Source organism: Parabacteroides sp. AF48-14, from assembly GCF_003477465.1.
Lineage (GTDB): Bacteria > Bacteroidota > Bacteroidia > Bacteroidales > Tannerellaceae > Parabacteroides > Parabacteroides acidifaciens.
The window spans coordinates 25,436-49,493 of the sequence record NZ_QUDI01000025.1 but is presented as its reverse complement, the minus strand read 5'-3'; the positions used below and the strand labels follow the sequence as shown (position 1 = coordinate 49,493).

Sequence of the window (24,058 nt, the reverse complement as noted above, 5' to 3'; positions counted from 1 at the left end):
TTCCTGTTTTCCCTTTATTAGCTTTCGGATTTCTCCGCCCGTTTATTAATCACAATCAGAAGGACGAGTACCGTCACAAAGATAATCGTCGACAACGGACGCAGTTCCGGAGTCAATCCGCCTTTACGGGCATCCGCATAAATAAAGGTCGAGAGAGTTTCCAATCCTTCATTGCCGATCGTAAAGATTGTTACGGCAAAATCGTCGATCGAAAGCGTAAAAGCAAGTATAAACCCGCTGATCATTCCCGGGCGTATCTCCGGCAATATCACCTTGCGCAATGCCTGGAAAGGCGTTGCTCCCAAATCGAGCGCCGCCTCATAGACATTCTGGTTCATCTTCTTCAAGCGCGGCATCACACTCAGCACGACATAGGGAGTACAGAACGTGATATGCGCCAATACGACTGTCGTAAAGCCCTGCGAAACGCCAAAGCTCACAAACAGCAGGAAGAGGGAAACACCCGTAATGATATCGGCGTTCATCATCGGGATGGCATTTGCGAAATTCATCACCTGACGCGTCCGTGACCGCAGGTTAAAAATCCCGATTGCCGCAATACTGCCTAACAGTGTGGAAACGGTTGCTGCAATCATTGCAATCGCAAACGTATTCCAAAGAGCGCTCACCAATGAACGTTGTACACCGCCTGTAAACAACGAACTATACAGTTTGATTGAAAATCCCGTCCAATTCCCCAGCACCTTGGCTTCGGTGAACGAGAAAATCATAATAATCAGAATCGGGGAATAGAGCAGCACCAACAGGAGCCAGAGGTATCCTTTCGCCATTAACTTCGTCATCATATCACACCTCCTCCTTCGTTAGAAGCGTTGTCCTCTTCATTGGTAAAGAGAATGGTAACGCCGATGAGCAACAACATGATCAGGGAAAGCGCCGCCCCATAGTTCCACATACCGTTATAGATATTCTCCTGCACGGTCGTACCGAACAGTTTGATATTATTCATCGTCAGCAACTCGGCAATGGCAAAAGTAGAGACAGTCGGCATAAAGACCATCACGATCCCGCTCATCACACCAGGCATGGAAAGCGGCAATATCGTTTTCATAAAGACCTGGAAAGGGTTTGCCCCCAAATCCTGCGCCGCCTCGATCAGGCTGCGATCCATCTTCTGCAACGTATTATAAATCGGATAAATCATAAACGGAAGGAAGTTATAGACCATGCCGAACACCAACGCCCCCTCTCCCAACGGCAGGTTCAGGAAGTCGAACAACGCCACGGTTGCCAGCGTACGGATCAGGATATTCACCCACATCGGCAGGATAAAAAGAACGACCATCGTACGGGAAGTATTGAAACGCTCATGGCTCAGGATATAAGCCGCCGGATAACCCAGAACCAGACAGGCCAATGTCGTGATAATAGCAATCCCGATCGAATACACAAACGTATTGATAGCCTCGGGATGAATCATAAACTTACGGAAATTGGCAAAGGTGAAAGCGCCGTCGGCATCTGTGAAAGCATAGAGCACGATCAGCAACAAAGGCATCACCACAAAGACTGCCAGAAACAGGGCATAGGGAATCGTCCAGTTCCTGCGCCGCATGAAAAAAGACGAAATTTTACTTATTATCACTTCCTTCCTTATTAATAGATTGAACAATCCGTATATTTTCGGGTGCGATGGTAATGCCGACCCGGTCGCCGTCGTCCCAGACATCGTTCGTATCGACAAAGATATCCTCGTCCCAGTCGGTAAACACCGTCAGGTGATAATGGTTGCCTTTATACAGGATAAACTTAACTTCACCGGTCAGACGTCCGTCTTCCTCATTATCTTCCAGGATAACATCTCCGAAGTCGATCTCCACCCGGACCGGAGTCTCAGGCTCGATACCGGACACTTCCCTACATTCGAACGTACATCCTAAGAACTCCACATGCGTGGCATCGATCATCTTTCCTTCGAACGTATTGCAGACACGTTCCTTTTTCATCACATGGATGTCGAATGGCTTTACTAACAAACCGACCTCCTGTCCGGCATCGAAGCAATGGTAATCCTGTACCATGAACTCAAAGCCTTCGGGCGTCTGTACCATCATTTCATAATGAACACCTTTAAAGATGGAGGAAGTAACCGTTCCGGTAAGCATTGCCGCTTCCGAAGGTTCGAATATATAGATATCTTCCGGACGGATCACGACATCCACCGGTGTCTGCTCACCAAAACCTTCGTCCACACACTCGAACTCGTGTCCGGCAAAAGAAACCGATTTATCTTTAATCATCAACCCGTTCAGGATATTGCTCTCGCCGATAAAGTCGGCGACAAACGAATTGATCGGTTCGTTATAGATGTCGATCGGTGTCCCGATCTGCTGTATCTTTCCTTCACTCATCACCACGATGGTATCGCTCAAGGTAAGCGCCTCTTCCTGGTCATGGGTAACATAAATAAAGGTTATCCCTAAGGATTTATGCATCTCTTTCAGCTCCATCTGCATATCCTTACGCATCTTGAGGTCGAGAGCCGCCAACGGTTCGTCCAGCAAAAGCACCTCCGGTTCATTCACGATGGCACGGGCAATGGCTACACGCTGCTGTTGCCCGCCGGAAAGGGAATCGACATCGCGGTCCTCGTAATCGGTCATCCCCACCATTTTCAACGCTTGCTTCACTTTCTTTTCAATAACGGCAGCCGGCAACTTCTTCAACTTCAGCCCGAAAGCAATATTATTGAAGACATTCAAGTGAGGAAAAAGGGCATACTTCTGGAATACGGTATTGACCGGGCGTTTATGAGGAGGCGTTTGCGTGATTTCCTTTCCCGCAATGGTGATCACACCCTCCGAAGCGGTCTGAAATCCGGCAATCAGACGCAACAACGTCGTCTTTCCACAACCGGACGGCCCCAGAATAGTTACGAACTCGCCCTTACGGACAGACAAATTGACATCATTCAATACGGCCTTGTCCCCGAAAAACTTCGAGACATGCTCTACACCAATGATGCAGTCAGACTTTTGCATAGACTATACCTCTTTTTACCAATACAGATTAAACATATTCCGATTTTTCTTGCCTAAAGCGGCACAAAGGTATAGTAATAAATTGAAAATCGAGAATTGAGAAATAAACTATTTTGTTGTCCAGACTTCGCAATCCGATTTCTTTTCCTAATTTTGCCTGTACTACAAATAATACACAAACATTATGAAAACAATCCCATTCGCCATTGTCTTAGTCTTCCTGTCAATAAGTACCGGATGCAAGATGAATCCTGAAAAAAAAGAAAGACCTCTTCCCGTCTTCGATTTAGGTGAAGCTATCACAAAGCATGTTCCGGACACATTTACCTGGAACAGCATCACTAAACATATCACCTATATTCCCATATCGAGTACATCCGACCTTCTCTTCGCATCGGCCCAGCCAGTATATAGCGGCAAAGATTTCTACTGTGTGGTCGATCATAGAACCAGTACAATCTTCTGTACTGATAAAAACGGGAAAGTGATCCATTCTTTTTCAAAGAAGGGACAAGGTCCCGGTGAATATACCATGATCACATACGTACATGTCAACCCGCAAGAATCAACCATCCGGGTTTTCGACCAAAGAAGCAATAAATATATTGTTTATGACCTGGATGGAAACATGAAACAGGAGATTTTCCTGAAAGATAAAGAGATCACCACCCCTCTTTTCATCTCCGACAATTACACCGTAGCCAAAGGTCAAAACGATGCGCCTTATAGACTGTATATCACCGATAAAGAATTGAATATCCGGGAAGGTATGTTTCCTGCAGATACATCTCTAACAGAAATGGAACGTATGTGTATGACCTGGCAACTTAATTTCTGCCGAAACCGAGACCAAGCAATTGTCCATTATGTAAACGAAGACACGGTATTTACCGTCAACGGAACCGGTTTACAACCCCTCTGTATCTTTAAAAAAGGAGAATACAAACTTCCTGAAGAAGAAGCGAAGAAACCGATGGAGATGACTACCAGTGGTTCACCTTATATCCGGAGCATGTGGTTATCCTCCGTACCGGGCTATTATCTGATTGCCTATTTGCGGGAAAACCATTTCTTTTATGAAGTATGGGACCAGACTAATAATGAGATAATATCACGTTTTTCGAATGAAAAAGGAGAATGGGGCTTGCCTTTATGCCTTCCTTCCGGAAAAAAGGTACGGATAGATACAAGAAATATCTATATTAATGGCAATACGGTTATCTCCTATATCGATGCAGCAACAGCTGCTGAAGGAAAAGTCCCGGGAGTAAATGAAGATGATAATCCGGTTCTGGTCGTAATGGAATTATAGTAATAAGCCGACAGGACAGTTCATGTCGTTTAATACAATAACCCCCTTTTGATGCTATTTTTCTATTTCGTCCGAAATCTTGATCGATTTTGGATTGACTCTTTTTGCGGTTTAAGCTCCCCTTTCTGACAACAAGAAAAACGAGGTGCGCAGCTCATTTCGAAAAGCGTGCAATTTGATTGCCGAAAGACGGAAACGCCGACAAAGTGATAAACCTTAACTCCCGGAGAATCGCCTGTAGCAAAACGAAGACGGACTGCGTCTCAAATATGCAAGGAAAATTTCGGGAGCTTGTCGCCACGACGACCGTCTTCATCGCCCTCGCGACCGTCTTCATTGGAATGGCGACCGTCTTCATAGGGTACGGCGACCGTCTTCATGGCGATAAAGTACCTCGAAAATGAAATAAAGGTTGACTTCCCTGCCTAAAGACTCCCGGGAAAGAGGACAAAGTCCCTTTTTGAAGTCAAAAAAGCGGATTAACATTTGTTTTGTTTCGGATGCTTTTTAAGCCTGAAAAATGCGTTTTATACAATAAGCCCCCCAGGCAATCCCAATAAAAAAGCGGTTTGTGTGAAAAAGTTTTCAGAATTACTTACATTTGTCGATTATATTAAAATGAATCAGTTATGATCTGTTTTCCTAATGCCAAAATAAATCTGGGACTGAATGTCGTAAGCAAGCGCCCGGACGGCTACCACAATATCGAAACTATTTTCTATCCGGTTCCGGTGAAAGATGCACTGGAAATAGTCGGAGCCGACAGTTTTTCCTTCACGCAGACCGGGATTCCCGTCGATGCCCCGGCAGAAAAGAACCTGGTAATAAAAGCGATAAATCTGCTGAAAAGCCGGTACGAAATTCCTGAATTGAATGTCCATCTGTTGAAAGCAATCCCTTTCGGGGCCGGACTGGGCGGAGGATCGGCTGATGCCGCTTTTATGCTAAAGCTGCTCAATGATTTTTGCAAATTGGATATTTCGCAGGAAGAGCTGGAAAAGTTAGCATCCTCTATTGGGGCGGACTGCCCGTTCTTTATCCGCAATACACCGGTATTTGCTTCCGGCACGGGGAACATATTCGAGCCGGTGAAATTGTCGTTGAAAGGTTACCACCTTTGCCTGGTGAAACCGGATGTAGCAGTCTCCACACCCGAAGCCTATGCAAACGTGACACCGCAAGCGCCCCATGTCTCGCTAAAAGAGATTGCCGAAAAACCGGTGACGGACTGGAAAGAGCTGATGATAAACGATTTTGAAAAGAGCGTTTTCCCGAAATATCCGGTGATCGGGGAAATAAAAGAGACGCTCTACAGGGAAGGTGCGCTCTATGCCTCGATGTCCGGTTCCGGTTCATCCGTCTTCGGACTGTTCAGGGAAGCAACCGGATTGAAAGGACTGTTCCCGGATTGTTTTGTCTGGGAGGGACAATTGCCATGAATAAAATAGCGGAATTCTTCGATACCCTGGCAGACCGCTGGGACGAATTGTGCACGCATGATCCGGAGAAGCTGAACCATATCCTGCAAAACACCGGACTCCGGAAGGGGCTTCGTATCCTGGATGTGGGGTGCGGCACGGGAGTATTGGAAAGTTATCTCCTGCCTTATTCTCCGCAACGGATTGTCGGAGTCGACATATCGCCGGGCATGATTGAAAAGGCACGGAGCAAGTATGCGACACCGATTGTCGATTTCCGTTGCCTGGACGTGCTGGATCTGCAGGGAGAGTCGTTCGACTATATCATTGCCTACAGTGTCTTTCCTCATTTTCCGGAACCGGAAAAGCTTATCTCCCACCTCGCCGGACTGCTTACGGCAGGGGGCGAACTGGTGATTTGCCACAGTGAAAGCCGTGATAAGATCAACGGTCATCATGATAAACACGCCGGAAAACTATCCGAAGGATTGCCTCCGGTGGAAGAATTGGCCGGCATGTTGTCCCCTTTCTTCACCGTGAAGACGGCTGAAGACAACGAGCGACTCTATATGATCAGCGCTACACGTAAACAAACATTATAAACATACACAAATATGAATCAAAAGATTAAACTTATCCCGGTACTCCTCTTCTCGGCTTTCGCGGCACAAGCTGCGGACGACGTCAAGGTGATGCAGTACCTTCATGCCGGCCCTGTTGCGGTGAACAAGCCCATCCTAACAGACAGCCTGAACGTCAACGGCAAACCTTTCGAAGCAAAAAACCTGGTCAAGTCGACTGTCCCGTTCGACCGGGCATTGAGTAATGCAACCGTTATCGATGCAGACACGGCAGGACTGATCACCGTTCCTGCCCCCGAAAAAGGATATGCCCTGCATCTTTACTCTTTCTACCTGAACAGTGACCGCTACACCAAAGGTTCATTGGAGGTATCCGCCGGGCACATTCGAGGTGTTCGTCAACAACAAACCGGTCGGCGCGACTTCCGAGCTGACACTGGAACCGCACCGCTATGAAGTGGTAGTGAAATATCTGACTGCAGAGACCGACACTTGCCCCTCCACGCTGAAAGCGCTTTTCAAAAGTGAAGAAGAGGCTCTGGTTACAGCATCCCTCGATCCGGAGAAACGATATACCTCGCGCGACATCCTCGAAGGAACACAGTTTCGCGGGACGAGCGTCTCCCCGAACGGTAAATATGTATTGGTAAAATACTATACCCGCATGGAAGGCGGCAAGAGCGAACAGTATGCCCAACTGCGGGACGCGGCAACCGGACGTGTATTGCTGCAGGACAAAGGCTTTATCCTGAGTGCCGACTGGATGCCGACCAGCAATAAAATGTATTTCACCCGTACGGGATTGAACGGAAGCGAGCTGGTCACCGTAGATCCTGCCACCATGCAGGAAGAAGTACTGGCTGAAAACCTGCCGGAAGGAAGTTTCAGCTTTACGCCGGACGAAAAGACTCTGCTCTACACGATCCAGGAGGAAGGACCGAAAGACGGGCCGGATATGCTCCGCATACTGGAGCCGAACGACCGCCTGCCCGGTTTCCGTAACCGCTATTTCATCTGGCGTTACGACCTTCAGACCGGCTTGTACGAGCAGTTGACATACGGGCATAACAACACGTTCATCAACGATGTAAGTGCAGACAGCCGTTACCTGCTGTTCAGCACCAGCGAACAGGATTACACTGCGCTGCCCAGCTCAAGCAATTCGATGTATAAACTGGACTTGCAGACAATGGCTGTCGACACATTGTGGGAAGGCGCCAAATACATCAACGCAGCCACTTTCTCGCCGGACGGCAAACAACTGCTGGTATTCGGCTCCGGTAACGCATTCGACAATATCGGTCTGAACATCAAAGAAGGACAAATCTCCAACACATACGACGGACAGATTTTCCTGTATGATCCGGCAACCCGGAAAGCGAAAGCGCTCACCAAAGACTTCAATCCGAACGTCACGACCGCACAGTGGAGCAAATATGACGGACAAATCTATATGCTGACGGAAGACCAGGATTACCAGCGCGTCTATACCTGCAATCCGGCAAACGGGAAGATTCGCCGGATAAACCTGCCGGAAGATGTGATTTACAACTATTCGTTGGCCGAAGCCGCCCCGGTAATGTACTATTACGGCCAGAGCGTATCCAATGCCAACCGCCTGTACTGCTATAATACGAAGAGCAATAAGAACCAGCTGATCTACGACCTGTCTGCCGACAAGCTGAAAGACGTCAAGTTCGGCGAAGTCCATGACTGGAACTTTACCTCTGCCGACGGAACCGTGATCCAGGGACGCTACTACCTCCCGCCCAATTTCGATGCGGCAAAGAAATATCCGATGATCGTCTACTATTACGGAGGTACATCCCCGACGAACCGCGCGCTGGAATTTAGCTATTCCATGCATATGTACGCAGCTCTCGGCTATGTGGTCTATACGCTGAATCCAAGCGGTACGACCGGCTTCGGACAGGAATTTGCAGCCCGCCATGTCAATGCGTGGGGAACCAAGACTGCCGACGAGATCATCCAAGGCACGGAACAGTTCTGCAAGGAACATACCTTCGTCAATCCGAAAAAGATCGGTTGTGCAGGCGCCAGCTACGGTGGTTTCATGACCCAGTATCTGCAAACCAAAACCGATCTGTTTGCCGCCGCCGTCAGCCATGCCGGCATCAGTGCCCTGAGCAGTTACTGGGGCGAAGGATATTGGGGATACGGATATTGCTCGGTTGCCAATACGGGCACTTATCCCTGGAACAATCCGGAGTTCTTCACCCGACACAGTCCGCTGTTCAACGCCGACAAGATCAAAACTCCGCTCCTGCTGCTCCACGGCAATGCAGATACAAACGTACCTATCGGCGAAAGCATCCAGATGTTCCTGGCGTTGAAGATACTTGGAAAGACAGTTGAGTTTGTCCAGGTAGACGGCGAGAACCACGGAGTGGCCGATTATAAGAAACGGCTGGAATGGCAGAACACGATCTTCGCCTGGTTTGCCAAATACCTGAAAGACGAACCGCAATGGTGGGACGCTCTTTATCCGGAAAGACATCTATAAACCAAAAAGGTACATCTAAAGGGAAAGCCCCTCCGGATGTACCTTTTTTTAATAACCTAAATCTTTTTACCTAATTACAACCTTCTTATTTAATATTCGGATTCAATGCATGCCATTCGGAGATCGGAGGCAACACGCCCATTGCGATCACCTCGTCACGCAAAGCGCAAAGGTGTTCGTAGCTCTTTTCCAAAGCAGCCTCTTCTTCCGGAGTTCCTTTCACATCCTTCAGGCTACACCGTCTTTTGTAATGGAAGTTTCCCATGCCATCATGATATGGTCGAACTTGCCATTCGATACGTAAGCGCCTGCCGGCCAGCGGAACGGTTTGCCTCCCATAGCGGCGGCGATCATTTCGATAGAAACATAAGACGGGCTCTGGAAAGAAGAACGGCCACGCAAAGCAATGATGTTGGCACCGCCTTTTGTCACCTTCGTCTGGATTTCAGCCCACTGTTCTTTGGTCAACTTATCAGTTCCGATCATATCTGTCAACGGTTTGCCGCTGACTTTTGCCGTAGAAGCGTAGACAGCCATCTGTTCGCCATGACCTCCGTATGTGCGGCAGTTTTCGACTACATCCATAGATACGCCGAAATGTTTTGCCAGTTCGCTACGCAGGCGGGTAGAATCCAAAGCGGCCAATGTCGTTACCTGCGACGGTTTCAAACCGGCATACAATAAAGTGATCAGACCGGTAATATCAGCCGGGTTGAATATCACGACAATATGTTTAACATCCGGACAGTAAGCCTTTACGTTCTTTCCGAACTCTTCCGCGATAGCAGCATTGCCTTTCAGCAAATCTTCACGGGTCATGCCGGCTTTACGGGCAGCACCACCTGAATTTACGATATACTTGGCACCGGTCAGCGCTTCTTTGATATCGGAAGTGAACGTTATATTCACACCTTCAAAACCACAATGGAATAATTCTTCCGCCACTCCTTCCAAACCCGGAGCATACGGGTCATACAAGCAAATATTGGAAGTAAGTCCCATCATGATGGCAGTCTGTGCCATGTTTGAACCAATCATACCTGCTGCACCTACGATCGTGAGCTTTTCGTCTGTTAATGTTTTCATATTGTATTGTTTTTAAATATATATCTTCTTATGTAACACTTCCGGCTCCATAAAGTTCGCCCGGAAACCTTAATTCTTATTTCCTTTGCAAAGATAAACAGTTTAAAAATCCCTTGCCAATCATTAATTCCTATCTCCCATAAGAAAAAGTTATATCGGCTCAGTCCGTATCTTCCAGTTGGAAGATTTCATCCACATGCTTCCCGAAAATACCGGCAATCTTCAATGCCAGGACAGTAGAGGGAATATACTTGCCCGACTCTATCGCATTGATCGTTTGGCGGCTCACACTTGTCGCTTCCGCCAACTGCTGTTGCGTCATCTTCTTGATTGCTCTTTCCACCCGTATCGTATTATTCATCTTCTACTCCATTCTTTTTAAATTGATACAAATCCCATCTGTATTTTACAATAAAAAATATCAGGACAGTGAACAACCCGACAAATGCGACACTCAGATAGGCAGCGCCATATATAAATATGGTAGCCAGGATCAGCAATAAATAATTAACCAATATAGCCCAAACCAAAGAGTTCATACGAATCCTGGCTATGCACTCATCTTCATCTTTCTCTCTTGAAAAACCTACAAACAAGAGAGAAACGGCCAAACCGATCGATGCAATTTCATCCAAAGCCCCATTTTCACCCACATCCAGCAAAACATCGATAAAACCCCTTTGCTCGGGAGAATGGTTAAACGGCGGAAACTGAAACAATTGAAATCCATCCGATCCGTAATTAAATACATACAAACAATAAATGCTTAACAACCCGAACGGGATTAATAAGCTCCAGCCTATCTTCCTGAAGACGGCAGGAAAAAGATAATTTGCTTTCATAATATTCAAGTATTTGTAATGCCACAAATGTAAAGTGTATTTTACATTAAAACAAATAAAACAGACAAAAAGTAAAGCAAACTTTACTTTTAAGCAAACTCTCTCTTCTCTACAATCTTAATCTTGTAACTCTATTTCGGCAGGAAATTCGTATCTTTGCAGATATGAAGACATCAGACCGGAGGCTTGGTTGCCGACTACCAAGAAAGAAGTTGAAGCTCGCGGATGGGATTATATAGATGTGGTGCTTTTCAGCGGGGATGCGTATGTAGACCATCCTTCGTTCGGGGCGGCTGTTGTCGGACGGACACTCGAGTCGATGGGACTGCGCGTTGCCATTGTGCCGCAACCGGACTGGCGCGGAGATTATCGTGATTTCAAGAAGTTAGGAGCTCCCCGCCTCTTCTTTGGCGTCTCTGCCGGAGCGATGGATTCGATGATCAATCACTATACGGCCAACAAACGACTGCGCAGCGACGATGCTTACACACCGGATCGCCGGGCAGGGATGCGCCCGGATTATCCCAGTATTGTTTATACAAAGATATTGAAAGAGATTTACCCGGATGTTCCTGTCGTATTGGGAGGTATCGAAGCCTCCTTGCGACGTGTTACGCATTATGATTATTGGCAGGACAAATTGCTTCCGGGTATTCTGAAGGACAGCCCGGCCGACTTGCTGATTTATGGCATGGGAGAACTTCCCCTCAAAGAACTGGTCACCCGGCTACAGGCGGGAACTCCTTTCCATGAGCTCAAAGACATTCGCCAGACAGCTTATCTGACTGATACGGTAGAATCGCTACCGGACGACATCAATCTCTTTTCGCACGAAGAATGTCTGCGCGACAAGCTGAAACAGGCAAAGAACTTCAAGCATATAGAAGAAGAATCCAACAAGCAACATGCCTCGCGTATCCTGCAAAAAGCGGGGAAACAGACCATAGTCGTGAACCCTCCCTTCCCGCCGATGACGGAAGAAGAGATCGACGCTTCATTCGATCTGCCCTACACGCGCCTGCCCCATCCCAAGTATAAAGGAAAGACGATACCGGCTTTCGAGATGATCAAGTTCTCGGTAAATATCCACCGGGGATGCTTCGGCGGCTGCGCATTCTGCACGATCTCGGCGCATCAGGGAAAGTTTATTGCATCCCGCAGCAAGGAATCTATCCTGAAAGAAGTGAAAGAGATTACCCAAATGCCCGACTTCAAAGGCTACCTGAGCGATCTCGGAGGCCCTTCCGCCAATATGTACCGGATGAAAGGGAAGAATCCGGACATCTGCGCCCAATGCAAGAAACCGTCCTGCATCTCTCCCGTCGTCTGCAAAAACCTGAATGCAGACCATTCACCGTTATTAGATATCTATAAAGAGGTGGACAGCCTGCCGGGAATCAAGCGTTCTTTTATCGGAAGCGGTGTACGTTACGACCTGCTCCTGCATCGCTATGCAAATGAGAATCTGAATAAGACGGCCCAGAGCTATACGGAAGAGCTAATCGCCCGCCATGTATCCGGCCGCCTCAAAGTGGCGCCCGAACACACCGAAGATAATGTATTGAAGATGATGCGTAAGCCCTCTTTCGAGCTTTTCGGACAATTCAAAAAGATATTCGACCGTGTAAACAAGCAACACGGCCTGAACCAACAGCTGATTCCCTATTTCATCTCCAGCCATCCCGGTTGTACGGAGGCGGACATGGCAAACTTAGCTATCCAGACCAAGAAACTGCATTTCCAACTGGAACAGGTACAGGATTTCACGCCTACGCCTATGACGCTGGCAACCGAGATGTATTACACAGGCTATCATCCCTATACGCTCGAAAAAGTGTACACCGCCCATACCAAAGAACAGAAGCTGGCACAACGGCAGTTCTTCTTCTGGTATAAGCCGGAGTTCCGCCGCCAAATCACGCAGGCGTTGCAAAAGATCGGGAAGAAAGACTTGGTCGGGAAATTATTTGGTAAATGAAATCTTATATAACCAATATGAATATAACACTTAGACTTGAGCAACCTCGGATTATTCCGAAACGGAATATGTAACACGGGAAGCCTTTTGGAACCACTATTCCCCGGGCTGTTATGAACATTACTTACTGCACATCATGCGCAACTGCCCGAGTTTCGTGCCCGAGCTTGACATCATTGCAGAATGCGACGGCAAAATCGTCGGAAACGCCGTCTGCCTCAAAGCAGCGATCAAGGCGGATAATGGCAATGATTATGAAGTGCTGAGCTTAGGCCCGATCTCCGTCCTTCCCGAATACCAACGTAAAGGTATTGGCGGCAAGCTGATAGAACAGACCAAAGACACCGCCCGTAAAATGGGATTCCGTGCCATCTTGTTGTGCGGAGACCCGGACTATTACCTGCGGCAAGGATTTATACCGGCCGAAACCTTGGGCATACGGACTGCCGATAATATGTATATGACCGCACTCCACGTTTGCGAATTATATGATAACGCACTGGCTGATGCCAAAGGGCGTTATTTTGAAGATACGATCTATGAGATTGATGAAACCGCAGCCACTGCGTTCGACAAGAATTTCCCTCATAAAGAATTGGTAACCGGAACACCGATGCAACGACGCTTCGAGGAGCTTTCGGCCATGATAAGAAAAGCGTAACACTTTTAAATTTTAATTCTCATGAAACATGTATGCACTAAGTGCCCGTTACGGGCCAAGTATGACAAAGCCCCAAAATCATTAATCGGAAGATTCTGGCGTTGGCACATCGACTATTGTCCGGGATGGAGAAAGTATTTTACTTCCTTGAGCAAGGAAGAGCAGGCGGAACTGCGTAAACAGTATAAATTCACCAGATATGCTTAAGTAAAAGAAAAGTTTCACGCCGAAGAAACTTTTGTTCCCTCTGGGAGAAACTTTTGTTTCATGCCGGAGAAACTAAAGTTTCACCCTAAGGAAACAGGTGAAACTTTAGTGTCCTATTTTTATGCTTTTACGGCAATCACTTCGATCTCGACCAGGCCATTCTTCGGCAGCGTCTTGACAGCTACAGCCGAACGGGCAGGAAATGTTCCTTCGAACTGGGAAGCATAAACTTCATTCATGGCGGCAAAGTCACCCATGTCGGCCAGGAAAACAGTCGTCTTCACAACATCGTTGATGCTGAGTCCGGCTTCTGCCAGGATTGCATGGACATTCTTGAATGCTTGCACAGTCTGTTCTTTTACTCCGCCTTCAACGAAGTTGCCTGTTGCCGGATCCATGCCTAACTGGCCGGAAGCAAAAAGCATATTTCCTACTTGTACAGCCTGGCTGTACGGGCCGATAGCGGCAGGCGCGTTTTTTGTTGCGATTACTTTCTTCATTGTCTCTTTATTTTAGTGATGTTTATTGTGCTTGTTCATTCATCCGCTGGCGGACTACTTCATAAATCAGGATGGAAGAGGCCACCGAGACGTTCAACGAGCCGATCGTGCCAAACTGCGGTATCTTCACCATGCTGTCGCAGATGCGGAGGTTATCCATGGAAACACCCGTATCTTCAGCTCCCATCACAATGGCAACAGGACCTTCATATTTAATAGCGGTATAATTCTCGTAAGCCTTTTCGCTGGCGGCATAGACTTTCACTCCGGATTCCTGCAGGAAACGGATTGCCTGCGAAATACTCTTCTCTTTGCAGACGGGCAAAACGTGAAGCGCACCAGCCGACGTCTTGATCGCATCGGCATTCACCGTAACGCTTCCTTTCTGGGGAATCACAATGGCGTCCACACCGGCACACTCGCAGGTACGGGCTATCGCTCCGAAATTGCGGACATCGGTAATACCGTCCAGCAACACAATAAAAGGATTCTTCCCTTGTTCATACACAAACGGTATGATATCTTCCAGACGCTGATAGGTCACAGCCGGGATGAACGCGATCACTCCCTGGTGGTTCTTGCGTGTCAGACGATCCAGACGTTCAGCCGGCACACGCTGCACGGGTATGTCGCGCCCTTTCAACACGTCGAAAAGTTCACGGGACAGATCACCCTGCAATTCGCGTTTCACCAATATTTTATCAATCTCTTTATCGGCCTGGACAGCCTCGATCACGGCACGGATGCCAAACACCATTTCGTTTTCCTTCATTATTCTATGTCTTTTCTTTTCGTCGGGCAAAGATACAAAGATTTAGCTATATCAGCTACTTTATCTTAGCTATCGCCCTCCAGCTTTTGGTGGGAAAATAAATAAGCCCGCCGCAGAAACAGCAGGCCGGTAATGATCAATGCAGACGAAAGACCGGTATAGAAAACGGAAATAAACGAGTTGGGAAGCAGATGGAAGTGACGGATGGTGATTCCGAAAGTAATCATAAAGATCATCACGATCCAGCCTTTGACATCAAAAAAGGAGAAAGGACAATTCTTTTCTCCTTTTTGTGAAATACGCTCCGAATGCTTGACAAACAGGCGGCGGAATACGAATTGGAAGAAGAGCAGAAAAACAACAGTCGCCTCTCCCATCTTAAATAACCAATAATGGGCATCATTCAGCCAAGTGACGATGCCGATCCGTAAGATATTGACGCCTGCTATTATCCAAATGCACCCGGCTATAAAAAGCAGGGTGCGTCTGTTCACTCTAAAACCCATTTATCAAACACTTTTCTCCATGCTCTTTCGGGTGTTCGTACGTTGACGACTGTTTGTACGATCCTTGTCCGAGCGTTTATTATCCTTTTTATCCTTTTTATTCTTGTCGTAATGTTTGTCTTTATCGCGGTCCGGGCGCTTCTTGTCGTATTTGCCGTTATCGCGATTATCCTTGTTCTGTTTATTTTTATGGTCATCGAAATGGGGACGACCTCCGTCATGATTGGGGCGATTGTTATTGTGAGGCGGACGGACATTATTAGGAGCCGGTTTAGAATGGTTATGCCCCGGGCGGTCATACTTGCCGGGATACCATTTGCCATCGTCAAAGTGATTAGTCCACCGGTTGTTCGTATATTCCCACTGGCCATGCCAGTAATGATCCTCATACCGATGACAGATATTCGACGGGCGGTAATTCGGATAATGCGGATTATCATACCAACCGCGCCAATCATGGATACGTGTCGGTGTTTCGCGGACGAAACGGACATACAACCGGAACTGCGAAGGCGAAAGGATACGCTGCAATTTCCGGTCGCGTTCCATCCTTAACTTGTATATCTTCTGGGCAGACTGGTCCCAATAGCGGTAATTCCGGCATGCCTCACGTTCTATCTTCTCTCCGTATTTATGGATGATCTTGTGATACTCGGCTGCCTGGCGGTTTGTCATACGGATTGCCTGTTCCATCCAAAGGCAATTCTGGCAATGCGGTTCGTTCCATCCGAAGCTGATCCAGAATTGTGCGTGTCCCTGCAAGCTGCAGAAAAGGACTACCATTAATATAATACTCAATCTCTTCATGTCACTCTACTTTTTAAGTTAGCAATTATATCATCTTGCTATTATGACCATCCATCGATGGAAAGGTTTAATTCTTCGCTTTCAATAATTCTTTCGCATTGGCAATGGAAGCACCGGTCAACGAAGCACCACTCAGCATGCGCGCGATCTCTTTCACACGTTCTTCCTTATTCAATTTCTTGATACGGGTTACTGTCCGGTCCTCCGTATCTTCCTTATAAACAAAATAATGCTCTTTTCCTTTTGCTGCGATCTGGGGAAGATGGGTAATGGCGAATACCTGCATCTTTGTACCTAATTCCTGCATGATATCGCCCATTTTATCGGCAATATCACCGGATACTCCCGTATCGACTTCATCAAAGATAATAGCAGGCAAAGCCGTAAATCCGGCAATCATAGCCTTGATGCATAACATCAGGCGCGATATTTCACCACCGGAAGCCGTCTGCGCCACCGGTTGCAGTTCCGCACTCTTATTGGCGGAGAACATAAACCGGATTTCGTCCATTCCATCGCTTTCCGGCTCCGGTCGGGCAACAAAATCGATGGCAAAACGCGTATTCGGCATCCCTAACGGAACGATCATCTCCACCAGTTGCGAAGCGATTGCCCTTGATGCGATCTTACGCTGTTCGCTCAACACGGCGGCTTGCTGAAGCAGCTCCTGATGAGAGACCTCCAATTGCTTCTTCAACGATTCGATCTGATCGTCAAACGAATCGATCTCCTTCAACTGTTCCTCGTATTTATCCTGTTGCTCGATCAACTCTTCGACGGTCGAGACACGGTGTTTCTGTTCCAGGGAATAAAGTGTATTGAGACGGTCGTTTACCCAATCCAGGCGTTCCGGGTTAAACTCGATGTCTTCCTTTTGCACCTCCGTTTCGGATGCCAGGTCGTTCATGTCGATATAAGCAGAGCGCAGTCGTTCCGCGATTTCCTTTGCTTTCGGATAGTAGCGTTCCAGGCTGTCTGCGGTGGAAAGGGCTTCTTTAATCAGTTGGACAGCTCCCTGCTCTTCTCCGTTCAGCAATTGTGTGATCTTATAGAGAGAACCTTTTATCTCTTCCGCATGGGAAAGAGTTTCCAGTTCCTGTTCGAGTTCTTCCTGTTCGCCGACAACAAGATTGGCTTCCGTCAACTGTTCCAACTGGAAACGGACGTAATCTTCTTCCTGTTTGGTTTGAGCTGCTTTTTCTGTCAGTTCCTTTAACTCCCTTTTCAGAGACAGGTAACGGGTGTATTCCTTGCGGTAAAGGATCAGCAATATATCATTTTCAGCCATTACATCGATCACTTTCAGCTGGAAACGGTTATCCCCTAACAAAAGATTCTGGTGTTGCGAATGGATATCGATCAGGCGGCTTCCCAGTTCCTTTATTACCGTGAGTGAAACGGGAGAATCATTTACAAAAGCCCGGGATTTACCCGAAGCAAACAGTTCCCGGCGAAGGATACAGACCTCTGCGTCATATTCCAAGTCGTTGGACTGGAAGAATTCTTCTAACTTATATCGGGACACATCAAAGACTGCCTCTATCACGCATTTTTCAGAACCGTTCTTAATACTCTTTCCGTCCGCACGCTGTCCGAGCACCAGCGACAGGGCACCCAATATGATGGACTTTCCGGCTCCCGTCTCACCGGTTATTACCGAAAAGCCTTTGTCAAACTTAATATCCAGGCTATCTATCAGAACAAAGTTCCGTATAAATAAAGACTTCAGCATAGTTGTTTCAGATTACTTTTTAAGCGATTCCATACGTGTCGTAAGAGCCGGATAGAGGTTGGACAGCATTTTATAACCATCCTGCTTCTCCTGTGTCGTTGCCTTCGAATAGATCAGGACAACTTCATCCAGCTTCGCATCGGCAAACATCTGGAGCAATGGAGAGGTCGGACGGGCACTTTTGATCTGTTCCAGGACAGGAAGCAGACCGATGATGGTCGTACGTCCGCGATCCGGATTTGCCGCCATTTCATCGAGACCTTTACGGTGATAATTATACCACATATCACGAAAAAGATCGGAAGTATTATCGCTCAGCGCCGTTGCCAATGCGTGACGGTTCCGATCGTTTTCGAAGGCTTTCCAGCCGGTCCACGAAGGCTGTGACTGTGCCAGGCTGACGATCTGTTGCGCCTGCTGCAGGAAAGCGCTGCCGCCTTTCGGTGAAAAGCTGTCGAAATCGAGTCCGAGGATCGTGTAAATATAATATACAACGGTAGCAATCAGATTGTTGCTCAACGTATTTTCCGTATATTCCAACGGCTCGAATTCGGTATAATCAAAAGAAAGCTCCGTATCGCGATAGTTCAATATCGTAGTCGTATAACTGGAATTATAGACCGGGCGGCGGGCCTGTACCTGAATCTCGCCCTTAAAACTATTGTCCGACACGACTTCATTGATGATAAGAGTCATGGTACAGTCGATGCGTTCGTTCACCGCGAAAGTTGCGTCCGTCCACTTCTTGTTATTGACAAACTCGTTCAGCGCAGTTTGCAGGGTGGTGAATACCTGTTTGTTGGTACTCTGTATCTTATCACTGTTGATCGTGATACGGGCATTCAACTCCTGCGCCTCGCCCCAAAAGGGAGCTGCGCCCAGCAAGCATATACATAACAATCTCTTAATCATTTTCATTTTAATAACGTTGCCAATTTGTTTACGATATCGACAGCCACTCCCTGTTTGCTCTTCAGCGGATAAGCGACCGACTCTCCTTCCTTGTCGATGATGGTGATCTTGTTCGTATCGCAACGGAAACCGGCACCTGCATCTCTCAACGAGTTGAGCACGATGAAATCGAGATTTTTCCGCTTCAGCTTGCCTTCTGCATGAGCGGCTTCATCATTCGTTTCGAGCGCGAACCCGACCAACACCTGCCCTTCCCGCTTGATGGCTCCCAGCGAGGCAGCAATGTCCTTGTTCGGGACCAGGCGAAGCGTCATCTCTCCTTTCGTCTCCCGCTTGATCTTTTCGGCAGCCTGCACATCCGGACGATAATCCGCGACAGCAGCACAAAGGATACCAGCATCTGCCTTCGGGAAAGCCGCCATAGCAGCCTGATACATCTCTTCGGCAGACTCGACATCGACCCTTTTGATGTTCGGATGAACCGTTTTCAAGGAAACCGGACCCGCTATTAGCGTTACCTCCGCTCCCTGCTGCACACAGGCTTCCGCCAGTGCAAATCCCATCTTTCCGGAAGAATAGTTACCTATAAAACGTACAGGATCTATCTTTTCATATGTCGGACCGGCAGTTATTACAATCTTTTTTTTTTCGAGTTGTGTTTGGGAAGCAAAGAAATCCTCCAATGCAGCCACGATCTTATCCGGTTCTTCCATGCGCCCTTTGCCAACCAAGTGACTGGCAAGTTCTCCTTCGGCAGGCTCGATGATACGGTTTCCGAATGAACGGAGACGATCCAGGTTCTGCTGTGTGGAAGGATGTGCGAACATATCCAGATCCATTGCCGGAGCAACGAATACAGGCGCTTTACAAGACAGGTAAGTGGTGATCAGCATATTGTCGGCAATGCCGTTTGCCATCTTCCCGATCGTCGAAGCCGTAGCCGGAGCGATCAGCATGACATCCGCCCAAAGGCCGAGATCGACATGGCTGTTCCACGTCCCGTCGCGGTTCGAGAAAAACTCGCTGATCACCGGATGGCTGCTCAAAGTCGATAAAGTAAGCGGCGTAATAAATTCTTTTCCGGCAGGCGTAATGACAACCTGGACCTCCGCCCCTTTCTTGACCAGCGAACGGATGATATAGCTGCTTTATATGCTGCAATACTCCCCGTGATTCCTAATATGATATGTTTACCTTTCAAATTATTCTCCATAACCCATTTCTGTATCTCTCCGGACGAAACCGGAATTTCATAAGCATGAAACTTTTGTTCCATGGGCATGAAACTTTATTTCCATAGGCATGGAACTTTTGTTTCATAGGCATGGAACTTTTTTCCCATAAGAACGGGAGAGTGATTACAAGCGCAGCGCCATAATCTCGCGAGCCACCTTACTGTCGATGTTATGATGTTCGCCTAACTTCCATCCCTGCTTGTCGACAGGGGCAGCCAGTGCATCCAGATCTTTTTCCGTGATGCCGCACTCGCCGAGGCGTGTTTTCAATCCCATCCGGCGGAAGAAGTCTTCACAGGCTGCAATGGTTTTATGCGCACGTTCCTCTTCCGAACCTTCGGTAATACCGAATACGACCTCACCCATACGAGCCAGTTTCACCTGTTTCTCTTTAAACATATAAGTCATGACGCCCGGTAAAAGAATAGCCAGTGTCTGTGCGTGATCCAACCCGAACTGTGCCGTCAGCGAATAGCCCATGCGATGGGATGACCAGTCTTGCGGAACTCCCTGGCCGATCCAGACATTCAGCGCATTGGTTGCCGCCCACATCAGATTGGCACGGATATCGTAATCATTCGGCTGATCCAGCACTTTCAATCCTTCTTCGTGGATGACACGCATCAGGCCTTCCGAGAAAGCATCCTGCACTTTCGCATTGACCGGATAGGTCAGATATTGTTCTACGACATGAATAAAGGAGTCGACAACCCCGTTCGCCACCTGACGGGCAGGCAATGAATAGGTTACTTCCGGGTCCAGGACAGAGAATTTCGGGAAGATCAGCGGACTGGCGAAATTCAGTTTCTCACGGGTCGACACACGCGAAATAACCGAACGTTCGTTCATCTCCGAGCCGGTAGCCGCCAACGTAAGCACCGTTCCCAAAGGCAACGCGCTCTTTATCTGGCCGCCTTTTGAAAGAATATCCCAGGGATCGCCTTCAAAACCGACGGAAACGGCAATAAACTTCGTAGCGTCGATCACCGAACCACCGCCTACAGCCAACAGAAAATCGATATTCTTTTCCCTGACGATCTCCACTGCCTTCATGCAGGTCTCGTAATGCGGATTCGCCTCTATGCCGGGAAATTCCGTTACGTCAAAACCTTTCAAGGCATCCGTCACTTGCTCATAGATGCCATTCTTCTTGATGCTTCCGCCTCCATACACCATCAAAACCTTGCTCCCTTCGGGAATCAAAGCAGACAAACGGGCAATGGAACCTTTACCAAAAACAACCTTTACAGGGTTACAGAACTCAAAATTATTCATTATTCTTATTTTGAATTAAAACCTCTCAATTTAATTTCTGTCAACATCTTCTTGGTGTTCAATGGGAAATCGCCATTCATGATCCAGGAATAATAGCCCGGATCGTTCTTCAGCACCTCTTCCACCAAACGGCCTTTATATTTACCGAAGTTAATCACCTCTTCTCCCTTGTCGTTGTAAACCATACGGCCTGCAAAGTCCACATTATTGCCATAGCTCGAATATTGGGAAAGGAAATTGATGTCGTTCTGCAACTCCGGATAGCGGTCCAATTGCGCCTTCAGCACTTCATAAGTCGCCATCGTATCGGCCTCCGCCGTATGCGCATTTTCAAGGCTTTTGTCGCAATAGAACTTATAGGCTGCGGCAAGTGTACGCTGTTCCATCTTATGGAAAATGGTCTGCACATCCACAAACTTGCGTTTATTGAGGTCGATATCGACACCGGCACGAAGAAACTCTTCTGCCAACAATGGAATATCAAAACGGTTGGAGTTGTATCCGGCCAGGTCGCACCCTTCAATCTGGGCTGCCAGCGATTTGGCTATTTCTTTAAAAGTAGGACAGTCTTTTACATCTTCATCCGTAATGCCATGGATAGCCGTAGATTCCGGTGGAATGGGCATTTCCGGATTGATCCGTCTCGTTTTAGACTCTTCTTTTCCGTTCGGGTGAACCTTCACAAAAGAGATTTCGACGATACGGTCTTTTACAATATTAATACCCGTAGTCTCCAAATCAAAGAAGACTAACGGGTTTTTCAGGTTTAACTGCATTTCTTATGTATTAATCATTCAACATCATAGGCATCAGCAGCATCAGCAGGTCTTCATTCTCTTCGTTTTCAGAAGGAACGATCAGGCCGGCGCGTGAAGGATCAGCCAGTTCGAGTATCACCTCTTCCGAGTTGATGTTGCTCAATATTTCAATCAGGTAAGTAGCTTTAAAGCCAATGCTCAATTCCGTTCCGTCGAAGTTGCAAACGATCTTTTCTTCAGCGGAAGTAGAGAAATCGATGTCCTGGGCGGAAACCACCATCTCGCTTTCTTTCAACTGCAACTTCACAAGGCTACTTGCCGGATTGGAGAAAACGGAAACACGCTTCAGGGCGTTCAGGAAAGACACGCGGTCAATCGTCACCTTGAACGGGTTTTCCTGCGGGATCACACTGTTATAGTTCGGATAACGTCCTTCAATCAGGCGGCAAACCATTTCGAAGTTCGAACAGCGTACATAGGCGTTGTTGTCGTCGAACTTGATGACAACCGCCTCTTCCTCTTTCGAAAGCAACCCTTTCAGGATGTTAGCCGGCTTCTTCGGTAAAATGAAAGATGCTCTTTCCGGCGATTTCACCGAAAGATTGCGCAGGCGCACCAGTTTATGTCCGTCGGAAGCGACAAAAGTCAGGTCGTCCGTATGGATATCGAAGTAAACACCGTTCATAACCGGACGAAGCTCGTCGTCAGCAGTGGCAAAGAGGGAACGGCTGATACCGTTCAACAACATCTGCGCATCCATCGTAACGGAAATAGCATTCTCGTTCAAGGGTTTCTGCTGCGGATAAGTATCCCCTTTCTGCCCGATAAAATTATATTTACCATTCTGGAAATGGATAAAGATCTCCAGGTTTCCGTCGTTGATATCGAAAGTCAACGGTTGCTCGGGCAACTCTTTCAACGGGTCAAGTAAGATTTTTGCAGAAACGGCAAAAAGCCCGCTTCCCTGTGCATTCATCACGTCGACAGATGTCACCAGACGTGTTTCAGCATCCGAAGCTGTTATAGTCAGTTTATTACCTTCCAGGTTAAAAAGGAAACTGTCCAGGATAGGCAATGAATTCTTAGAAGCAATAACTTTGCTAATAGACTGCAAGCGTGATAACAGCGCAGTGCTGGATACATCAAATCTCATGGTTCTTAATTATTATATTGTTTTTATTATATTCGGCCACACAAAATTAGGAAAATATTCCATATAACCATCCGTACGGGAACAAAAAAAGAGGTTTCTCCCATCATCGGGAAAAACCTCTCTTTCTATTATCTATTACGCTCTATTATTTCGCGAATAATCTTTAACAGCTTCGTTAGGAATCATTTCTTCCTGGAAGATGTAAGCACCGGTCTTCGGGGACTTAACCATCTTGATTACTTTAGAATAGGTACGACCGTCACCTTTCTTAAATGTTGCAACCGCTTTTTTTGCCATTGTTTAATCTCCTCTTACTTAATTTCTTTGTGTAACGTCATCTTCTTCAGGATAGGATTGTACTTCATCAGCTCCAATCTCTGAGTTGTATTCTTTCTGTTCTTAGTTGTGATATAACGAGAAGTACCCGGCATACCACTTTCTTTGTGCTCAGTGCATTCAAGAATCACCTGAACTCTGTTACCTTTTGCTTTCTTTGCCATTTCTTATTTCCTCCTCAAATTAAGCGTTTAAATAACCTTTTTCAGCAGCTTTCTTAATTGCTGCATCCAAACCAAGTTTATTGATAGTACGCAAGCCAGCGGCTGAAATATTCAGGCTAACCCAACAGTCCTGTTCTACCCAGTAGAACTTTTTAGTAAACAGGTTCACATCAAACTTACGTTTCGTTCTTCTCTTAGAGTGAGAAACGTTGTTGCCAACCATTGCTTTCTTTCCGGTAATTTGACAAATTTTAGACATCGCTAATCTTTCTTTTTAATATTACGAAATTTAAGTCA

Annotated in this window: 22 protein-coding genes and 4 pseudogenes; 7 read left to right on the top strand and 19 right to left on the bottom strand. The window is 47.1% G+C overall.

Features of this window, described 5'->3' with window-relative positions:
* Window positions 1-17: 17 nt before the first annotated feature.
* From DW083_RS12945 to potA, 3 genes are read right to left on the bottom strand one after another with little or no spacing between them, the layout of a single operon-like run.
* The gene (locus DW083_RS12945; RefSeq protein WP_122332642.1) at window positions 18-806 is read right to left on the bottom strand and encodes an ABC transporter permease; all 789 of its coding nucleotides are present in this window, start codon (window positions 804-806) and stop codon (window positions 18-20) included.
* The gene (locus DW083_RS12940; protein ID WP_115497752.1) at window positions 803-1,576 is read right to left on the bottom strand and encodes an ABC transporter permease; all 774 of its coding nucleotides are present in this window, start codon (window positions 1,574-1,576) and stop codon (window positions 803-805) included. The genes DW083_RS12945 and DW083_RS12940 overlap by 4 nt, the downstream gene beginning before the upstream one ends.
* A 16-nt stretch (window positions 1,577-1,592) precedes the next feature.
* Window positions 1,593-3,002 (bottom strand): polyamine ABC transporter ATP-binding protein, encoded by a 1,410-nt coding sequence (gene potA, locus DW083_RS12935; protein WP_122332641.1) that lies wholly within the window; start codon window positions 3,000-3,002, stop codon window positions 1,593-1,595.
* A 184-nt stretch (window positions 3,003-3,186) separates the two neighbouring features.
* Between potA and DW083_RS12930 the strand changes: the two genes are divergently transcribed.
* The 4 genes and pseudogenes from DW083_RS12930 (at window position 3,187) to DW083_RS12910 (ending at window position 8,837) form a co-directional block, all read left to right on the top strand.
* Window positions 3,187-4,314 (top strand): 6-bladed beta-propeller, encoded by a 1,128-nt coding sequence (locus DW083_RS12930; RefSeq protein WP_122332640.1) that lies wholly within the window; start codon window positions 3,187-3,189, stop codon window positions 4,312-4,314.
* A gap of 629 nt (window positions 4,315-4,943) precedes the next feature.
* Window positions 4,944-5,753 (top strand): 4-(cytidine 5'-diphospho)-2-C-methyl-D-erythritol kinase, encoded by an 810-nt coding sequence (gene ispE, locus DW083_RS12920; protein WP_122332638.1) that lies wholly within the window; start codon window positions 4,944-4,946, stop codon window positions 5,751-5,753.
* A complete protein-coding gene (locus DW083_RS12915) occupies window positions 5,750-6,334 on the top strand; it encodes a bifunctional 2-polyprenyl-6-hydroxyphenol methylase/3-demethylubiquinol 3-O-methyltransferase UbiG (protein ID WP_122332637.1) in 585 nt (194 codons plus the stop codon). Before ispE ends, DW083_RS12915 begins: the two co-directional genes overlap by 4 nt.
* Window positions 6,335-6,346: 12 nt before the next feature.
* Window positions 6,347-8,837 (top strand): annotated as a pseudogene (locus tag DW083_RS12910) (prolyl oligopeptidase family serine peptidase).
* Window positions 8,838-8,922: 85 nt separating this feature from the next.
* Here DW083_RS12910 and DW083_RS12905 read toward each other — a convergent pair.
* The 3 genes and pseudogenes from DW083_RS12905 to DW083_RS12895 all read right to left on the bottom strand — a co-directional run bounded on the left by DW083_RS12905 (window position 8,923) and on the right by DW083_RS12895 (window position 10,765).
* Window positions 8,923-9,923 (bottom strand): annotated as a pseudogene (locus DW083_RS12905) (malate dehydrogenase).
* Window positions 9,924-10,083: 160 nt separating this feature from the next.
* The gene (locus DW083_RS12900) at window positions 10,084-10,284 is read right to left on the bottom strand and encodes a helix-turn-helix transcriptional regulator (RefSeq protein ID WP_115497760.1); all 201 of its coding nucleotides are present in this window, start codon (window positions 10,282-10,284) and stop codon (window positions 10,084-10,086) included.
* The gene (locus tag DW083_RS12895) at window positions 10,277-10,765 is read right to left on the bottom strand and encodes a hypothetical protein (RefSeq protein ID WP_115497811.1); all 489 of its coding nucleotides are present in this window, start codon (window positions 10,763-10,765) and stop codon (window positions 10,277-10,279) included. The genes DW083_RS12900 and DW083_RS12895 overlap by 8 nt, the downstream gene beginning before the upstream one ends.
* 172 nt (window positions 10,766-10,937) lie before the next feature.
* Between DW083_RS12895 and DW083_RS12890 the strand changes: the two genes are divergently transcribed.
* The 3 genes and pseudogenes from DW083_RS12890 to DW083_RS12880 all read left to right on the top strand — a co-directional run bounded on the left by DW083_RS12890 (window position 10,938) and on the right by DW083_RS12880 (window position 13,611).
* A complete protein-coding gene (locus tag DW083_RS12890; protein ID WP_122332636.1) occupies window positions 10,938-12,743 on the top strand; it encodes a YgiQ family radical SAM protein in 1,806 nt (601 codons plus the stop codon).
* Between the two features lie 17 nt (window positions 12,744-12,760).
* A pseudogene (locus DW083_RS12885) lies at window positions 12,761-13,404 on the top strand (GNAT family N-acetyltransferase).
* Between the two features lie 21 nt (window positions 13,405-13,425).
* Window positions 13,426-13,611 (top strand): hypothetical protein, encoded by a 186-nt coding sequence (locus tag DW083_RS12880; protein ID WP_115497762.1) that lies wholly within the window; start codon window positions 13,426-13,428, stop codon window positions 13,609-13,611.
* A 119-nt stretch (window positions 13,612-13,730) separates the two neighbouring features.
* Here the strand turns inward: DW083_RS12880 and DW083_RS12875 are convergent, their stop codons facing one another.
* From DW083_RS12875 to rpmB, 13 genes and pseudogenes are all read right to left on the bottom strand, one after another.
* Window positions 13,731-14,111, bottom strand: coding sequence for a RidA family protein (locus tag DW083_RS12875; RefSeq protein WP_122332634.1), 381 nt, complete (start codon window positions 14,109-14,111; stop codon window positions 13,731-13,733).
* A 22-nt stretch (window positions 14,112-14,133) separates the two neighbouring features.
* The gene (rlmB, locus tag DW083_RS12870; protein WP_122332633.1) at window positions 14,134-14,883 is read right to left on the bottom strand and encodes a 23S rRNA (guanosine(2251)-2'-O)-methyltransferase RlmB; all 750 of its coding nucleotides are present in this window, start codon (window positions 14,881-14,883) and stop codon (window positions 14,134-14,136) included.
* Window positions 14,884-14,948: 65 nt separating this feature from the next.
* Window positions 14,949-15,389, bottom strand: coding sequence for a hypothetical protein (locus tag DW083_RS12865; RefSeq protein ID WP_122332632.1), 441 nt, complete (start codon window positions 15,387-15,389; stop codon window positions 14,949-14,951).
* Window positions 15,390-15,392: 3 nt separating this feature from the next.
* A complete protein-coding gene (locus DW083_RS12860; protein WP_122332631.1) occupies window positions 15,393-16,196 on the bottom strand; it encodes a hypothetical protein in 804 nt (267 codons plus the stop codon).
* A gap of 67 nt (window positions 16,197-16,263) precedes the next feature.
* Entirely contained in the window at window positions 16,264-17,928 is a 1,665-nt protein-coding gene (recN, locus tag DW083_RS12855) for a DNA repair protein RecN (RefSeq protein ID WP_122332630.1), read from the bottom strand.
* A gap of 12 nt (window positions 17,929-17,940) precedes the next feature.
* Complete coding sequence (locus DW083_RS12850; protein ID WP_122332629.1) at window positions 17,941-18,846, bottom strand: DUF4835 family protein; 906 nt, start codon at window positions 18,844-18,846, stop codon at window positions 17,941-17,943.
* Window positions 18,843-20,053: pseudogene (gene coaBC, locus DW083_RS12845) on the bottom strand (bifunctional phosphopantothenoylcysteine decarboxylase/phosphopantothenate--cysteine ligase CoaBC). The gene DW083_RS12850 and the pseudogene coaBC overlap by 4 nt, the downstream one beginning before the upstream one ends.
* A 145-nt stretch (window positions 20,054-20,198) precedes the next feature.
* Window positions 20,199-21,350 (bottom strand): iron-containing alcohol dehydrogenase, encoded by a 1,152-nt coding sequence (locus DW083_RS12840; protein WP_122332628.1) that lies wholly within the window; start codon window positions 21,348-21,350, stop codon window positions 20,199-20,201.
* 5 nt (window positions 21,351-21,355) lie between these two features.
* Window positions 21,356-22,126 (bottom strand): 3'-5' exonuclease, encoded by a 771-nt coding sequence (locus tag DW083_RS12835; RefSeq protein ID WP_115497771.1) that lies wholly within the window; start codon window positions 22,124-22,126, stop codon window positions 21,356-21,358.
* A gap of 10 nt (window positions 22,127-22,136) precedes the next feature.
* A complete protein-coding gene (gene dnaN / locus DW083_RS12830; protein ID WP_122332627.1) occupies window positions 22,137-23,261 on the bottom strand; it encodes a DNA polymerase III subunit beta in 1,125 nt (374 codons plus the stop codon).
* Between the two features lie 135 nt (window positions 23,262-23,396).
* Window positions 23,397-23,558 carry a DUF4295 domain-containing protein gene (locus DW083_RS12825; protein ID WP_122332626.1) on the bottom strand — a complete coding sequence of 54 codons (162 nt, stop codon included), beginning with the start codon at window positions 23,556-23,558 and terminating at the stop codon, window positions 23,397-23,399.
* 14 nt (window positions 23,559-23,572) lie between these two features.
* Window positions 23,573-23,761, bottom strand: coding sequence for a 50S ribosomal protein L33 (rpmG, locus tag DW083_RS12820; protein WP_005642977.1), 189 nt, complete (start codon window positions 23,759-23,761; stop codon window positions 23,573-23,575).
* A gap of 19 nt (window positions 23,762-23,780) precedes the next feature.
* Window positions 23,781-24,020 carry a 50S ribosomal protein L28 gene (gene rpmB / locus DW083_RS12815; RefSeq protein ID WP_005638129.1) on the bottom strand — a complete coding sequence of 80 codons (240 nt, stop codon included), beginning with the start codon at window positions 24,018-24,020 and terminating at the stop codon, window positions 23,781-23,783.
* Window positions 24,021-24,058 lie beyond the last annotated feature (38 nt).

Excerpts from the sequence above, each read along its gene's own strand:
- DW083_RS12835 (WP_115497771.1), bottom strand. The coding sequence starts at position 22,126 with ATGCAGTTAAACCTGAAAAACCCGTTAGTCTTCTTTGATTTGGAGACT.
- potA (WP_122332641.1), bottom strand. The coding sequence starts at position 3,002 with ATGCAAAAGTCTGACTGCATCATTGGTGTAGAGCATGTCTCGAAGTTT.
- dnaN (WP_122332627.1), bottom strand. The coding sequence starts at position 23,261 with ATGAGATTTGATGTATCCAGCACTGCGCTGTTATCACGCTTGCAGTCT.
- DW083_RS12895 (WP_115497811.1), bottom strand. The coding sequence starts at position 10,765 with ATGAAAGCAAATTATCTTTTTCCTGCCGTCTTCAGGAAGATAGGCTGG.
- ispE (WP_122332638.1), top strand. The coding sequence starts at position 4,944 with ATGATCTGTTTTCCTAATGCCAAAATAAATCTGGGACTGAATGTCGTA.
- DW083_RS12840 (WP_122332628.1), bottom strand. The coding sequence starts at position 21,350 with ATGAATAATTTTGAGTTCTGTAACCCTGTAAAGGTTGTTTTTGGTAAA.
- DW083_RS12900 (WP_115497760.1), bottom strand. The coding sequence starts at position 10,284 with ATGAATAATACGATACGGGTGGAAAGAGCAATCAAGAAGATGACGCAA.
- rpmB (WP_005638129.1), bottom strand. The coding sequence starts at position 24,020 with ATGTCTAAAATTTGTCAAATTACCGGAAAGAAAGCAATGGTTGGCAAC.
- DW083_RS12915 (WP_122332637.1), top strand. The coding sequence starts at position 5,750 with ATGAATAAAATAGCGGAATTCTTCGATACCCTGGCAGACCGCTGGGAC.
- DW083_RS12825 (WP_122332626.1), bottom strand. The coding sequence starts at position 23,558 with ATGGCAAAAAAAGCGGTTGCAACATTTAAGAAAGGTGACGGTCGTACC.
- DW083_RS12930 (WP_122332640.1), top strand. The coding sequence starts at position 3,187 with ATGAAAACAATCCCATTCGCCATTGTCTTAGTCTTCCTGTCAATAAGT.
- recN (WP_122332630.1), bottom strand. The coding sequence starts at position 17,928 with ATGCTGAAGTCTTTATTTATACGGAACTTTGTTCTGATAGATAGCCTG.
- DW083_RS12880 (WP_115497762.1), top strand. The coding sequence starts at position 13,426 with ATGAAACATGTATGCACTAAGTGCCCGTTACGGGCCAAGTATGACAAA.
- DW083_RS12865 (WP_122332632.1), bottom strand. The coding sequence starts at position 15,389 with ATGGGTTTTAGAGTGAACAGACGCACCCTGCTTTTTATAGCCGGGTGC.
- DW083_RS12850 (WP_122332629.1), bottom strand. The coding sequence starts at position 18,846 with ATGAAAATGATTAAGAGATTGTTATGTATATGCTTGCTGGGCGCAGCT.
- DW083_RS12860 (WP_122332631.1), bottom strand. The coding sequence starts at position 16,196 with ATGAAGAGATTGAGTATTATATTAATGGTAGTCCTTTTCTGCAGCTTG.
- DW083_RS12875 (WP_122332634.1), bottom strand. The coding sequence starts at position 14,111 with ATGAAGAAAGTAATCGCAACAAAAAACGCGCCTGCCGCTATCGGCCCG.
- rpmG (WP_005642977.1), bottom strand. The coding sequence starts at position 23,761 with ATGGCAAAGAAAGCAAAAGGTAACAGAGTTCAGGTGATTCTTGAATGC.
- rlmB (WP_122332633.1), bottom strand. The coding sequence starts at position 14,883 with ATGAAGGAAAACGAAATGGTGTTTGGCATCCGTGCCGTGATCGAGGCT.
- DW083_RS12940 (WP_115497752.1), bottom strand. The coding sequence starts at position 1,576 with ATGCGGCGCAGGAACTGGACGATTCCCTATGCCCTGTTTCTGGCAGTC.
- DW083_RS12945 (WP_122332642.1), bottom strand. The coding sequence starts at position 806 with ATGATGACGAAGTTAATGGCGAAAGGATACCTCTGGCTCCTGTTGGTG.